The following is a 14673-nucleotide window of genomic DNA, read 5'->3' as shown; positions in this document are numbered from 1 at the left end:
TAAAAGTAGAAAGGAGCTTATTATGGCTAATAGATATCTAATAATTGGTGGAGTTGCTGCAGGAGCATCAACAGCTGCAAGACTAAGAAGATTAGATGAGTCAGTAGAGATTATTATGTTTGAAAAAGGGCCTTATGTATCATTCTCAAACTGTGATTTACCATATCATCTTGGTGGATATATCGAGCCAGCTGAGAAGCTAATTTTAATGACACCAGAGAGGTTTTATAAGCAATATAATATTGATGTTCGTACAAATTCTGAAGTTATAGATATTGATAAGACAAATAAGCTTGTTACAGTTTTAAATCTTCAAACTAATGAAAAATACACAGAAAGCTATGATAAATTAATTATAGCTGTTGGGGCTAAGCCAATAGTACCTCCTTTTGAAGGCCTTAATTTAATAGATCATTTTATTCTAAGAAATGTAGTTGATGTTCAAAAGATGCATGATGCAGTTTTTAATACTCAGAAAACGGTTAAAGATGTAACAGTTATTGGGGCTGGATTTATTGGTATAGAAGTTGCTGAAAATCTCAAAGAAAGAGGTTTCAATGTAACTATAGTTGAGATGGCTAATCAGATTATGCGCCCTTTTGATTATGAAATGGCAAAGTTTTTAGAAAAAGAGCTACTTGACCATGATATTGAACTTATGTTATCAGAAAAAGTAGTTGGTTTTGAGTCTGATAAGGTTCTATTGGGTTCTGGCAAAAAAATTAAATCTTATTTGGTAGTTTTCTCGATAGGTGTAGCACCTGATACTAAGTTTTTAAAAGATGTTGGTATAGATCTAACTAAGACAGGGCATATTCAAGTTGATGAAAACTATCAAACATCAGATGAGAATATTTATGCAGCTGGTGATGCTATTTTAGTTAAAAATGCTCTTACTAATCAAGACTTTAGTTTGCCATTAGCTGGGCCAGCAAATAAGCAAGGGCGTTTGATAGCTGATCATATAAATGGTAAAAAGATAGTTAATAAAGGTTATATAGCTTCATCAATAATACAAGTCTTTAGTTACACAGGTGCAAGCACTGGTTTAAATGAAGCTTGGATTAGGTTTCATAATCTAGACATTGAGTATGCTTATACTTATGTTGTACCTGTAGATATGGTAGGTATTATGCCAGATGTCAAACCAATATTTATGAAGGTTATGTTTGAGAAAAATACTGGTAAATTATTAGGTAATAGGTCAAGGTATAGTTGATAAAAGGATGGATGTATTTGCTACAGCTATCAAAGCAGATATGACAGTAGAAGATCTTCAAGATCTTGAGCTTTGTTATGCACCACCATATTCCACTGGAAAAGATGCTGTCAATCATGCTGGTTATGTTGCGAGTAACATCTTAAATGGTGATTTTAAACAAGTACCATTTACTATGGTAAAAGATTTGATTGAAGCAAATGCTCAGATTCTTGATGTAAGAAATCCTTCAGAGATAGCCAATGGTATGTTAAATGGAGCAAAAAATATTTCTATGTCTGAAATCAGAAACAGATTAGTAGAAATAGATAAATCAAAACCTGTATATGTACATTGCCGTACAGGTCAACGCTCTTATAATGTCGTATTGTTGCTCCAGCAATAAGGATTTAATACCTATAATATAGCTGGAGGGTATATTATGATTTCATATTATTATGATACTATTGAAAAACTGACCAAAGAAAGGGCACCTTTTAACAAGGCGAACTTTAACTAGTATAAAAGAAGGAGAAACTATGATTTTTAGGCAGTTAATAGATAGAGATACGTATACGTATACGTATATTTTAGGTTGTGAAGAAACTAGGGATGCTGTGATAATAGATCCTGTAAGATTTAATATTAAGCAATATATTAAATTTTTAAAGGAACTTAACCTTAAACTGCTTTATGCAATAGATACCCATGTTCATGCCGATCATGTAACAGCTGCAGGACTTTTAAGGCAAGAAACTGGATGTGGTATTGTGCTAGGTGGAGAAACCAAAGCAGAGCACACAACTAAAAAAGTTTTTGATGGTGATATTATTGAGTTTGGTAATTATCAGATAAAGGCTATCTATACTCCAGGACATACTGATGATTCATATTGCTTTATGACAGAAAACAAGCTTTTCACAGGTGATACGCTACTTATAAGGGGATCAGGAAGAACTGACTTTCAAAATGGTAATTCTTATGCTGCTTATGATAGCATTATGAGTAAGTTAATGACATTACCTGGTAATACTATTATCTATCCAGGTCATGACTATAATGGTTTAACCAGTAGTAGTGTTGCGGAAGAAAAGAAAAATAATCCAAGATTACAGGTTGGCTCAGCAGAAGAATATGCAAAACTAATGGGAGATTTAAAATTACCACCACCGAACTATATTGATATTGCTGTCCCAGCTAATTTAAAATGTGGTGTAGAAGAGTGAGATGATCTTAGTAATATTTGGCTTTATTTGTGGAATTGCTCTAGGCCTTACTGGAGGAGGAGGTTCTATACTAGCGGTTCCCTTATTAATATATGTCATTGGCTTAGATTTTCATAGTGCAGTTACTATATCTTTGCTTGTGGTTGGATTCACAGAAATTTTTGGTATTGCAGTGAACTATAAAAATCAAGACATTCACATATTGCAGCAGTTGTGATGATTATTACTGGTGTTATCTTTGCGCCTATAGGAAGCTATATCTCACAAGCACTATCAGATAAATTATTGATGTTTAGCTTTTCAGTGCTTATGATTGTAATAGGTATTTGGAGTTTAATAAAAGCAAAAGTAATATCTAGTTCAGAGAAATCTATTTGTAAAAGTATAGGACCTAAATGTATAGTTTCCTTGCTAATAAGTGGTGGTGTCGTTGGTACTTTGACTGGTTTTTTTGGTGTTGGGGGAGGTTTTTTAATAGTTCCGGCATTAGTTTTTATTACCGCAATGCCTATGAAAAAAGCTATTAATACATCGCTACTAGTAATATTTGTTGTATCGATATCTGGTTTTGTATCACACTATGGACAAACAAGTGTAAATTGGTATGTCGCTAGTATGTTTATAATAGGTGGTGCTATTGGTATGCTTTTAGCTAATAAAATCAAGAAAAAACTCAATGATAAAGTCTTACAAACTATATTTGCAGTAATGCTTGTTGTTTTAGGAGTATTTATATACTTTAGTAATTAGTTCTTCTAGGTTAATATTTTTATAAGGTTAGTAATATTTTATAGAAAGAATGGACGGTTCATACAAAGCTACTTTAGTCTTTTTACATGGTTGGTGTTGTCAGCCATCAGATTTCAAAGCTCAAATTGATTTTTTTAGTAAGAATAATTTTATAGTTGCACCTAACTATTCTGAAATAATTTTAGAAGGAAAGAATACTCTGGGGCAAGTAGTTGTCTATTTATATGATGAATTATCTAAATATAAAAATATTATAATTGTAGGACACAGCATGGGAGGATTTTTAGCATTAAAATTAGCTCAAACTGATTTGGATATTAAAAAAGTTATAGCTATTGATACTACTCTGAAATTAAGACTTACACCTGGTGAAAAGAACTTTTTAGAAGCACTTGATAGCAAGTATGGCTTAGAGATTCTAGTTGATTATATTGATAACTACGTAATAGATAAACATTTTGATAACTATGATCTTATGCAGAATAAAACCCAGCAAATGTTGAGTTATTGGCAAAGACAACCAAAGTCTTTTAATAAAGTTCTTAGAGAAGCATTTTATTTTGATAAAAGGTCTTTATTTTTTAAATTAAATATAGATTTTTTATATATAGCAAGTGCATTACCTAGAGCACCTAAAGAAGAGCTTATATCCTTATTTTTTAAGACTAAATATGACCAGATAAGTACAGGACATTTCATTATGTTAAATGCAGTAGATAAAAATAATACTCTTATAGAGGAATTTTTATAAATAATAAATATTCTCTTGTTAAGAGAGATATTTTAATTCATTGTGTTTTGATGTAAAAAAAACTAGTCTAAACCTTTTATATGTAGTATTTTGAATTAAAAGCTAGAACCCCGAGGATGGGAAAATACTTATGGCAATGATTACTGATGAGGTTTTAAAAGAACAAATAGGACAAGGTGTATTATTAGTGGATATTCGTAGCTATCAAGAATACTTGGTAGATATAATACCTAGCGCAATCCATATAAGTGAATTTTTAATTAATTATGACAAATATAGTTATCATAAGAGTGTAGCTATATACTGTGAAACTGCAGGTAGGTCTAGTAAAGTACATAGTTTTTTTAAAAACCTTTTTGATGATGCTAATTGTCTATTAGGGGGTATTTCAAACTGGCGTGAGAATGGTAATAAAACTATTATTCCACCTGAGCTTGAGTATTTTAATTTTGATAAAGTTCTATTTTTTAATTATGCCGCGACAACGCCAGTTTTTCATGAAGTCGTTGAAGAAATGCAAAAGTATATGGAGATTGATACTTATTTTGCTAATCCAGCTTCAACACACTATTTAGGAAGCCTTGCTAAGAAAAAAATAGATGAGTCTGAGAAAAAGATCTCTGAATTTATAAATGCTTCGAGTGGAAATATAGTTTGGACATCAGGGGCAACTGAATCAAATAATTTAGCGATCAAAGGATTTCTTGAATCAAGTGAAAAGAAGAAAAGGCATATTATAACAACATCAATCGAACATAAAGCAGTCCTTGATGTTTGTAAGTACTTATCTCACAAGGATAGTTCAATTAGTGTGAGTTATCTAAAAGTTGATAATCATGGTCGTATAAACTTAAATGAATTGCGGAATTTAATAAGATCTGACACTTTATTAATTTCTGTAATGGCTGTGAATAATGAAATAGGAGTAGCTAATCCCTTAGAAGAAATTGGTAAAATTGCTAAAGAAAATAGTATTACTTTTCATGTTGATGCAGCTCAAGGTATTGGAAAGGTTGAAATCGATGTGCAAAAAATGAATATCGATATGTTATCTATGTCAGCACATAAATGTTACGGTCCGAAAGGTATCGGTGCTTTATATGTTTCTAATGATATACAATTAGAGGAGCAAATACATGGTGGAGGGCATCAAAATGGTATGCGTTCTGGGACATTGTCAACTCAACAAATTGTAGCGTTTGCTTCTGCAATTGAATTACTTAAAGAAAAAATAGATTTAGCTAAGTTGAAAAGGTATCGAGAATTCGTTGTTGAAAGTATATCTAAATTTGATAACGTTATAGTTAATACACCTTTAGAACAAAGCTATGCTGGTATTTTAAGTGTAACAGTTAAAGGTGTTCCAGGAGACATACTTTTTACTTTGATGCCAGATTTTGCATTATCTATGAGCTCGGCTTGCACTTCGAATGCAGATAAGCCATCTCACGTACTTAGCGCCATTGGTTTGGATCCTAGACAAGCAGCAAATACTTTAAGAATATCATTTGGATACTATACAACTGATAACGATATCGAGAAACTAGTGAAATCTCTAGAAAAAAATATTGAAGTTTTGAGAAAAATCAAGAAGTTTCATTAGCCTTTAGCTTATTTTGTTTGTTGATTTTCTAAGTGAGATAAAGAGCTATCAAGTTCTAACTTAGAATTTATACTTAATCAATTATTATTAAACCACAGCAAAGCGTAGATTTTGCGATTATAACTTGTCATGAGTTTGTAAGAGATAAGTTTCTAGATGTTGATGAAGTATCTATTCTATCAGATTAAATTAAGAGACTTTTAATTCGAAATTTTTATTGCAAAGGTGGATGGTTTATATATCATAGTTTGGCAAGTTATTCTAAAATTAAGTTTTAAAGATATTTATATCTGATAAAATGTATAGTTAATATTAAATCTAGTTATTTAGATTTTTGTAATGATTGTTCCTGTTATCTTATCTGGAGGATCTGGCTCAAGGTTATGGCCATTATCTCGTGAGACATCTCCAAAGCAATTTATAGGTTTGGTTGATGAGCATAGTTTATTAGAAAATACAATCAAACGCTTGGATAATATTAAGGATATATCACCACCTGTTGTTATATGTAATGAAGATCATAGATTCCATGTTGCAGAAATTTTAAGAAAATTAAACAAAAATGGTGATATTCTTTTAGAACCTATTGCTAAGAATACTGCACCAGCAATTGCTTTGGTAGCTTTTCATTTGTTGTGGAATGATCCAGAGGCTATAATGTTAGTTTTAGCTGCGGATCATCATATTAAAAATGTTGAAGTTTTTCACAGTGCTATTGCTAAAGCGAAGCAAAAAGTAATTAATAATGGATCTTTAATAACTTTTGGGATTACTCCGACTGGTCCTCATCAAGGTTATGGTTATATTAAACAAGGTGCTGAAACTGATATAAAAGGTGCTTATAAAGTGGATAGGTTTGTTGAAAAACCTAATCTAATAGTTGCACAAGAGTATTTAGATAGTGGAAAGTATTACTGGAATAGCGGAATGTTCATGTTTACTGCTAAGTCTTATTTACAAGCTTTAGAAAGGTTACGACCACAAATTTATGATTCATGTGAAAAAGCCTATCAAAGTTTAAAGCAAGACTTAGATTTTGTACGTTTTGATAGACAGTTATTTGATAAAATTGAATCTGAATCGATAGATTATGCAGTAATGGAAGAGGCAAATAATGTTATTATGATTCCAATGCATGAAAGTGGTTGGTCTGATGTAGGGTCATGGGACTCTTTATATGATATTTCTACAAAAGATTCCTATGGTAATGTAGCTATAGGTGATGTAATTACTAGTGATGTTAAAAATAGTTATTTACGTTCGCATGACCGTTTATTAGCAGCTGTTGGTGTCAATAATTTAATAGTTGTTGAAACAGCAGATGCTATACTTGTTGCTGATAAAAATAAAACTCAAAATGTTAAAAAGATAGTTGAATCTCTAAAACTTGAACAACGTAGTGAATTATTACAGCATAAACAAGCGTATAAGCCTTGGGGTTTTTCTACAGTATTAGAAGATAAATCTGGATATAAAATAAAAACAATACAGTTAGAGCCTGGTAAAAAACTTTCTCTACAAAAGCATTATCATCGTAGTGAACATTGGATTGTAATCTCAGGAACTGCGACAGTAACTATAGGAGATATAAAATCTATAGTTAGACCAAATGAGTCGGTATACATCAAGATTGGTGAACTTCATAGGCTTGAAAATAGTGGTCAAATCCCCGTTGTTCTCATAGAGATTCAAGTCGGTGAATATATATGTGAAGATGATATTGTTAGAATTGATAATAATTGATATCGGTAAATTATTTAAAATATAAAAAATCTCTTAGGAGATCGAAGTGAAACGAGTCATTATAAAGGATATAATCAATCTAGTGGTATAAAATTTGGTACTAGTGGAGTTTAGAGGACTTGTATCAGCAATGACAGATGCAATCTGTTGTAGCACCTATTAGTAGTAATACAGTAGTTGAGAAGATAGGGTATTTCAATAATATTGTCAGGACTAAAATAGGCTCACCTTATGTAATTGCTGCAATGAATTAGTTACCTCTAGATGGTCATAATGGTAAACTGTCCCTATTATTCAATACCACTTTATAAAATATTTTATTCCTTGCTTTTATGCAGCATCTAAAATACCAGAATATACTTCATCAGGAGTCATATATCTAATACTAGAATGTAGTCTTTCATTGTTGTAAATATCAATATATTCTTTGATACCTACTTTAGCCTCTTTCATAGTTATATATGATGCCGGATAAACATTTTCATATTTCAGTGTTTTCCAAAATCTCTCAATTGCAATATTATCTATAGATCTTCCTTTAGCATCCATAGATATATTTATTTTATTATCAGATAATATTTTAATATGCTCTTTTGCTGTATATTGAGTTCCTTGATCAGAGTTAAAGATATCAGGTTTACCATATTTAAATAACGCTTCTTTTAACACACTAGTTGTTAGATGTGTATCCATAGTATTAGAAATCTTCCAAGCTAGTATTTTCTTGCTATGCCAATCTATTATGGCTACTAAATATGCATACCCACATTCTAGTCTAATATACGTGATATCAGCACTCCATACCTTATTAGCTTTATCTATAACAACCTGATTCGTCTCATTTTTAAATACATTAAGTAAGTATGGATATTTCTTGTGTTGCTTATTAATGACAGTTGTCTTTTTTTTAGGATACAATGCCTTAATACCCATGAATTCCATAGCACTTTTGATTAGCTTCCTTCCAACTAGAAATCCTAATCTATTTAGCAACTTTACTAGACTTCTCGTACCATAATATGGATGTTTAGTATGTATCAAATCTATTGCATTTAATAGTTTAATATCATCATTACTACTAAATTTTGATATTGGTGTATAATAGTACACACTCTTAGATACAGATAATAGTTTAAGCTGATTATTTAAAGATAATTCTAGCTTAGTATCTACAGAGTTTACTCTATCATTTGATGATACCAAGCTTTTTAGCTTTCCCATTAAAAAATCCCTCTCTACTATTACCTCGCCTAGTTCTTTACTTGTTGCATCTTTATCTTTTCTAAGCTCATCTATTTCCTGCTTATACTCCTTAACAACAGAGCTTTTATCAAATGCTAAGCAAGCATTAGATAAAAATTGCTGCTTCCAATTGTGCACGTTTTTAGGAAGTAAATCATACTTACTTGCTATCTCATTAACTGTCATATCGCCTTCTAGCAATTCTATAATTACTTTAGCTTTAAAATCAGCTGTATACGTTACTCTTTTTTTACTCATTTATCTATTTCCTAATTTATCTAGTTAAGATAAACATCTAGGAATAAAAATCTTTCTAAAATCAGTAGCTTTTTCTGGGGACATTATATGGAGTATTGGATATGAGGCAAATGGAGGCTTTCTACAATCTGGAGATATTTGTCTATAAAATAGTATTCTAACCTAACTGAGATGCTGTGATACCAATGTTAGCTGTGCTTATGCTATCGGTAAATTCTGATAAAAACTATATTAGAGTTACAGTTTGATTTACCTGCGAGGTATACAGCGAGTAGTAAAATTGATGATTTTACAACTAAGAAAAGCCAATAAATATTAAAATCAATATTGGCAGGTGAATCTGATCTTTTAGATAAGATAATATCTGAGTATTTTAATAGTAATACTAGTGTTGAGGATATAGATACTACAGATGGTGTTAGGATTACTTTTGTAAATAAGGATATCTTACACTTAAGACCCTCTGGTAATGCTCCTGAGCTTAGATGTTATACGGAAACATCTTCGAAGAAGGTAGCAGAAGAGTTAAATAAATATAGTGTTTTTCTAATAGAAAAGTTAGGTTGATTTATTACAGATTTTATTATTGAATTTTAGAGTATTTACTTTCTTGAAAAGAGTAGGTGAATTTAGGCTACACCAAAGCTAAATAGCACCTCTTTTCATGGTTTGGAAGAATTCTTCATTAGTTAGAGAGCCTTTCATTTTTTCTGTTAAGAATTCCATAGCTTGAACATCTTCCATGCCACCAAGAATTTTGCGTAGAACCCAAAGTTTTTGTAATTCTTCTTGGGATGTGAGAAGTTCTTCTCTACGAGTACCAGATCTATCAAAGCTAATAGCTGGGTAAACACGACGTTCAGAGATTTTACGATCAAGATGAAGCTCCATGTTACCAGTACCTTTAAACTCTTCAAAGATAACTTCATCCATTTTAGAACCAGTTTCTACAAGTGCAGTAGCAATTATTGTTAAGCTACCACCCTCAGCTGTATTACGGGCAGCACCAAAGAATCTTTTAGGTTTTTGTAGAGCGTTTGCTTCTACACCACCAGATAATACACGGCCAGAAGCAGGAGATACAGTATTGTATGCACGAGCTAACCTTGTAATTGAATCTAGTAGGATTACAACATCTTGCTTATGCTCAACTAATCTTTTAGCTTTTTCAATTACAATTTCAGCTAATTGAACATGACGAGCTGCTGGCTCATCAAATGTTGATGCTACAACTTCACCACGTACTGAACGCTGCATTTCTGTAACTTCCTCAGGACGCTCATCAATTAGCAGCATAATTAGATTACACTCAGGATGGTTTTTGGCAATTGATGTTGCAATATTCTGCATCATAATTGTTTTACCTGTTTTAGGAGGGGCAACAATCAAGCCACGTTGGCCTTTACCAAATGGAGCTGCTAAATCAATAACTCTAGCTGTAATATCTTCATTTGAACCATTACCTATTTCCATAGTTAATCTTTCTTTAGCATATTCAGGAGTTAGGTTTTCAAATAAGATTTTCTTTCTAGCAAGTTCTGGAGAATCAAAGTTTACACTGTCAATGTGCTTAACTGCAAAGTACTTTTCATTATCGCGAGGAGGACGAATTTTACCAACAATACTATCACCAGTACGTAGATTTAGTTTTCTAATAAAAGCAGGTGAAACATAGATATCATCAGGTGATGCAAAATATGAGCTATCTGAGGATCTTAGAAAACCATAGCCATCTTGTAGAACTTCTAAAATACCTTCACCATAAATATCTTCACCTTTGTCAGCATGATATTTTAAGATTGAAAAGATAAGTTCTTGTTTTCTTGCGCGAAGCGATTCAAGATCCAGGCTTTGAGCTATATCCATTAGCTCATTAACAGATTTATATTTTAATTCATTTAAATTCATTTGATTCTCTATTTGTAAAGATATGTTGATATAACTAAATTATAGATATTTGTCTATGATTGAAATTAATTGACTTTTTTGTACCACACCGACTTTAGTTTCTTTGTTTTCACTATCTTTGAAAACCATAAGAGTAGGTACACCACGAACACCAAATTTCATAGCAGTTTCTTCATTATCATCGATATTGATTTTGCAAATTTTGATTTGATCGCCATAGTGATCAGCTACTTGCTCGAGTGTTGGCGAAAGCATCTTACAAGGACCACACCATGGCGCCCAGAAATCTAATAATACAGGGATATCACTATTTAGAACCTCATTCTCGAATTGATTATCTGATATATCGATACATTTTGACATGCTTTGATTTTCCTTTAATTTTGATTTTAAATTAAATATGATTAAGTAGTTTTTGCTACTATGTATTTTGATATTTTATAAGAAGTTAAACTTATTGCTAGTTATTATAAACAAAAAAACTTCTTAGACAATTTTTTTTAGCTATTTTAGCTATATTTTTTTATAATGGAAGTTAGTTATAAAACATATATTTTGGTTTGTATGTCAAAAATAGTAGCAACGGTAGATTTAGGTTCAAATAGTTTTCATATGCTTATTAGCGAAATCAAACCTGATGGAAAGGTTGTTACATTATCTAAACAAAAGCAAAAAGTACAGTTAAGAGCTGGTTTAAATAATAATCTGACAATAAGTAAGGATGTTCAAGAAAGAGCTATTAAATGTTTAGAATTTTTTGCCCAAGAAATACAAAGGTATAAAGTTGAGTATGTGCGTGCAGTAGGAACTTATACTCTTAGGAAAGCAAAAAATAATATAAAAGATTTTAAAAATAAACTAGATAAATCTTTAGGAACTAAGATTAAAATTATTTCTGGTCCAGAGGAGGCTAGGCTTGTATATGTTGGTGCTAGAGATAATCATGATATAAAGCAAAAAACTTTAGTTATTGATATTGGTGGTGGCTCAACAGAGCTTGTAATAGGTAGAGGTAATAAGATATTAATAGCTCGTAGTTTAAATATGGGATGTGTTGGAATACAGAATGATTTTTTCACAAATGAGAGGCTTGATTTTACAAACTTTCATGCTGCAGCTACAAAAGCCAAACAGATACTTGAGCCAATATTATTGAAATATAAAAAAATAGGTTGGAATCATGTTTTAGGATCTTCCGGTACGATTATCTCAGTTACTAATATGTCTGAAATATTTAATGAAAAACCTATTATTACTCAAGAATTTTTAAATGATCTAATCGTTAAGATAATAGATAAACGACAAGTTGAAAATATTCATTTTGATGGCCTAAGAGAGGATAGAGAGAGTGTGCTTGCTGGAGGAATTGCTATTTTATATGCAATTTTTGATTGTTTAGGTATTGCTGAAATGAAATTATCAAATGGGGCTGTGCGTGAAGGTGTGCTTTATGAGCTTGTTAAAAGTAAATATAAGATTGTAATAAATTAAGATTATTTTTAATAAAGTTTTGCAATTGATATTAGCAGTGTTTGTGACATACTGTTTCACACATTAGCAAAAGTATGTAAACTGCCTAGACTTAGCTGTCGCTTTGTTTGATAATCAATAGATGGCTACAAAACACACTTAGTTTAAATATAGTTGTAGACATTTCATTGATAATGCGATCAGTGTGTTGTGAAATATTAAAGAAAAGGTTTGTTATATGAAATATGTTCCATTAGCAGCTAGACTAAGACCTAAGAAAGTAGATGATATTATAGGTCAAGAACATTTATTATCAGAAAATGGTGTATTAAGAAAAATACTTATGGGTGATGGTATTTGTTCTATGGTTTTGTGTGGTAAGCCAGGGGTTGGTAAAACAACGTTAGCAAGAATTATAGCAAGCTCTAAAGATTTAGAGTTTTTTGAGTTATCTGCTGTAGACTCCGGTGTAAAAGAGGTTAAAAAGCTAATTGCTGATAATCAAGATTTAGATAGTTTTGTGTTATTTTTAGATGAAATTCACCGTTTTAATAAATCCCAACAGGATTTGCTTTTACCATATGTTGAGTCTGGCAAGATTATTCTAATTGGTGCAACCACAGAAAACCCTACATATTATTTAAATAATGCTTTGGTTTCGAGACTTTTTGTATTACGTCTTAAACGTTTAAGTATTGCAGGAACTAAAGAGCTGATACAAAGGGCTTTGATGCAAGATGGGGCTTTGGCAAAGCATTCTTTTGAGATAGGTGAGGACTTATATAATGCTATTCATAACTATAGTGAAGGTGATTGTCGTAGGATTTTAAATTTGCTTGAGCGAATGTTCTTAATTAGTGATCAAAAAGATAAGATTAGTTTAAGTAAAGAATTATTTGATCAGGCAGTAGGCGAAGCATCACGAGATTTTCATCGAGAGGGAAAAGAGTCTTATGAGCAACTTTCTGCTTTTCATAAATCTGTGAGAGGTACAGACCCAGATGCTGCTATATTTTGGTTAGGATTAATGCTTGATAATGGAGTCGATCCCTTAGTTATAGCAAGAAGAATGCTTTGTATTGCATCAGAAGATATTGGTAATGCAGATCCTCAAGCCTTAGGAATAGCTATAGATGCTTGGAATGCGTATAAAAAACTAGGCTTACCAGAAGGAAAGTTGGTGCTATCTCAAGCTGCTATATATTTAGCTGTGGCACCTAAAAGTAATGCTTGTTATAAAGCATTAGCAAAGGCTCAGCAAGTAACAAAAGGTTTAGGTCATATCGAAGTTCCTCAACATCTTAAAAACTATAAAGATAGCAATTATCTATATCCACATAATTATCCAAATTCATATGTAAACCAAGAGTATTTACCTAAAAATATTAAACAAATCTTTTATTCTCCTTCAGGTGGAGGGTTTGAAAGTAAGATTAAAGTAAAGCTTGATAGTATAAACAAAATCAAGAAGTTATAATTAAATCTATTAAAATTTTGCATTTGTATGATATAATCTTTGAAATTAATATATATCGAATAAAATATAACTAGGTTTTAAAACTGCTATGGCACTAGAAAATTTACTACATCCTACTAATATTAAAATTGATGACTATGCTAAAAATGCTACTAAGTTTTCTTTTGAAGCGCTAGAAAGAGGTGTTGGCTATACACTTGGTTATGCTCTCAAGCAAACTATGCTTTATTCTGTTGGTGGTGCATGTGTTACTAGTATAAAAATTAATGATGGTAAAATTGCATCTTTGGAAGATGTAATTTCGTGTGACGAAACTGTTGCTGATATTATTTTAAATGTTAAAGCTCTTCCTGTGACATTAGCTGATAGTGTCGAAACAGGTAAAATAATTTTTGAACTTTTTGGTTCTGAAGAAGAAATTTTTTCTGAAGAAGCTAAGTTATCAGAAGGTCTAAAAATAACTGAGGAAGTATTTATCTGTAGTTATAATGGTGGTAGAAGACTTAAAATAGAAGCTAAAGTTGAAAAAGGTATTGGCTATAGACAAGCCTCAGAAAATTTCAAAGATGGTGAATTTCTTTTGGATGCTACTTTTTCACCGGTTACTTTCTGTGACTTTGAGGTTAAGGATGCTCGTGTCGGTAGACGTACAGATCTCGATAAGCTCAATTTTAATATTAAGACAAATGGTAATATTACTTGTGAAGAAGCTCTAAGACTGTCAGCAACTACGATACAAAATCAGCTAAAGAATATTGTTGATGTTGAAGAAATTAATCAAGGTATTTTTGTAGAAGATCCAACAAAAGATATTGATCCTATATTGTTAAAGCATGTTGAAGAGCTAAATTTAACGGCTAGATCATCTAACTGTCTGAAAGCAGTGAATATTAGATATATTGGTGAGCTTGTACAAAAAACTGAGAATGAGCTTCTAAAGGCTCCTAACTTTGGTAAGAAGTCTTTAACAGAAATTAAACAAAAATTATCGGAATTAGGTTTATCTCTTGGTACTTCAATAGATAATTGGCCTGAGGACATCTAAAA

10 protein-coding genes and 3 pseudogenes are annotated in these 14673 nt (G+C 31.5%); 10 read left to right on the top strand and 3 right to left on the bottom strand.

The window, feature by feature from the left end; translation table 11 throughout:
* Nucleotides 1-22 precede the first annotated feature (22 nt).
* From CDV26_RS08135 to CDV26_RS08110, 6 genes and pseudogenes are all read left to right on the top strand, one after another.
* Nucleotides 23-1718 (top strand): annotated as a pseudogene (locus tag CDV26_RS08135) (FAD-dependent oxidoreductase).
* Between the two features lie 19 nt (nt 1719-1737).
* Complete coding sequence (locus tag CDV26_RS08130; protein ID WP_088772847.1) at nt 1738-2424, top strand: MBL fold metallo-hydrolase; 687 nt, start codon at nt 1738-1740, stop codon at nt 2422-2424.
* Between the two features lies 1 nt (nt 2425).
* Nucleotides 2426-3174: pseudogene (locus CDV26_RS08125) on the top strand (sulfite exporter TauE/SafE family protein).
* Between the two features lie 49 nt (nt 3175-3223).
* A complete protein-coding gene (locus CDV26_RS08120) occupies nt 3224-3925 on the top strand; it encodes an alpha/beta fold hydrolase (protein WP_088772846.1) in 702 nt (233 codons plus the stop codon).
* A 130-nt stretch (nt 3926-4055) separates the two neighbouring features.
* Nucleotides 4056-5528 (top strand): aminotransferase class V-fold PLP-dependent enzyme, encoded by a 1473-nt coding sequence (locus CDV26_RS08115; protein WP_088772845.1) that lies wholly within the window; start codon nt 4056-4058, stop codon nt 5526-5528.
* 339 nt (nt 5529-5867) lie between these two features.
* Nucleotides 5868-7271, top strand: a complete 1404-nt coding sequence (locus CDV26_RS08110; protein WP_088772844.1) for a mannose-1-phosphate guanylyltransferase/mannose-6-phosphate isomerase — start codon at nt 5868-5870, stop codon at nt 7269-7271.
* 330 nt (nt 7272-7601) lie between these two features.
* Here CDV26_RS08110 and CDV26_RS08105 read toward each other — a convergent pair whose 3' ends face one another.
* Nucleotides 7602-8771, bottom strand: a complete 1170-nt coding sequence (locus CDV26_RS08105) for an IS3 family transposase (protein WP_088772843.1) — start codon at nt 8769-8771, stop codon at nt 7602-7604.
* Nucleotides 8772-8865: 94 nt separating this feature from the next.
* Here CDV26_RS08105 and CDV26_RS12205 point away from each other — a divergent pair.
* Nucleotides 8866-9338 (top strand): annotated as a pseudogene (locus CDV26_RS12205) (phosphomannomutase); the annotation flags it as partial.
* A gap of 78 nt (nt 9339-9416) precedes the next feature.
* On the opposite strand, the gene rho reads toward CDV26_RS12205, so the two are convergent.
* Nucleotides 9417-10679, bottom strand: a complete 1263-nt coding sequence (rho, locus tag CDV26_RS08095) for a transcription termination factor Rho (RefSeq protein ID WP_088772841.1) — start codon at nt 10677-10679, stop codon at nt 9417-9419.
* Between the two features lie 39 nt (nt 10680-10718).
* Nucleotides 10719-11042: a thioredoxin gene (gene trxA / locus CDV26_RS08090; RefSeq protein ID WP_088772840.1), complete on the bottom strand. Its 324-nt coding sequence runs from the start codon at nt 11040-11042 to the stop codon at nt 10719-10721.
* A gap of 201 nt (nt 11043-11243) precedes the next feature.
* Here trxA and CDV26_RS08085 point away from each other — a divergent pair, with 201 nt between their 5' ends.
* The 3 genes from CDV26_RS08085 (at nt 11244) to CDV26_RS08075 (ending at nt 14671) form a co-directional block, all read left to right on the top strand.
* Nucleotides 11244-12170 carry a Ppx/GppA phosphatase family protein gene (locus tag CDV26_RS08085; RefSeq protein WP_088773481.1) on the top strand — a complete coding sequence of 309 codons (927 nt, stop codon included), beginning with the start codon at nt 11244-11246 and terminating at the stop codon, nt 12168-12170.
* Between the two features lie 217 nt (nt 12171-12387).
* Nucleotides 12388-13626, top strand: coding sequence for an AAA family ATPase (locus tag CDV26_RS08080; protein WP_088772839.1), 1239 nt, complete (start codon nt 12388-12390; stop codon nt 13624-13626).
* Between the two features lie 88 nt (nt 13627-13714).
* Nucleotides 13715-14671: a DNA-directed RNA polymerase subunit alpha gene (locus CDV26_RS08075; RefSeq protein WP_088772838.1), complete on the top strand. Its 957-nt coding sequence runs from the start codon at nt 13715-13717 to the stop codon at nt 14669-14671.
* Nucleotides 14672-14673: the final 2 nt, after the last annotated feature.

Origin of the sequence: Francisella halioticida (assembly GCF_002211785.1) — a bacterium.
GTDB classification, from domain to species: Bacteria; Pseudomonadota; Gammaproteobacteria; order Francisellales; family Francisellaceae; genus Francisella; species Francisella halioticida.
Note: the sequence above shows the minus strand (reverse complement) of the source record. Positions and strands in the feature narration are given on the sequence as shown.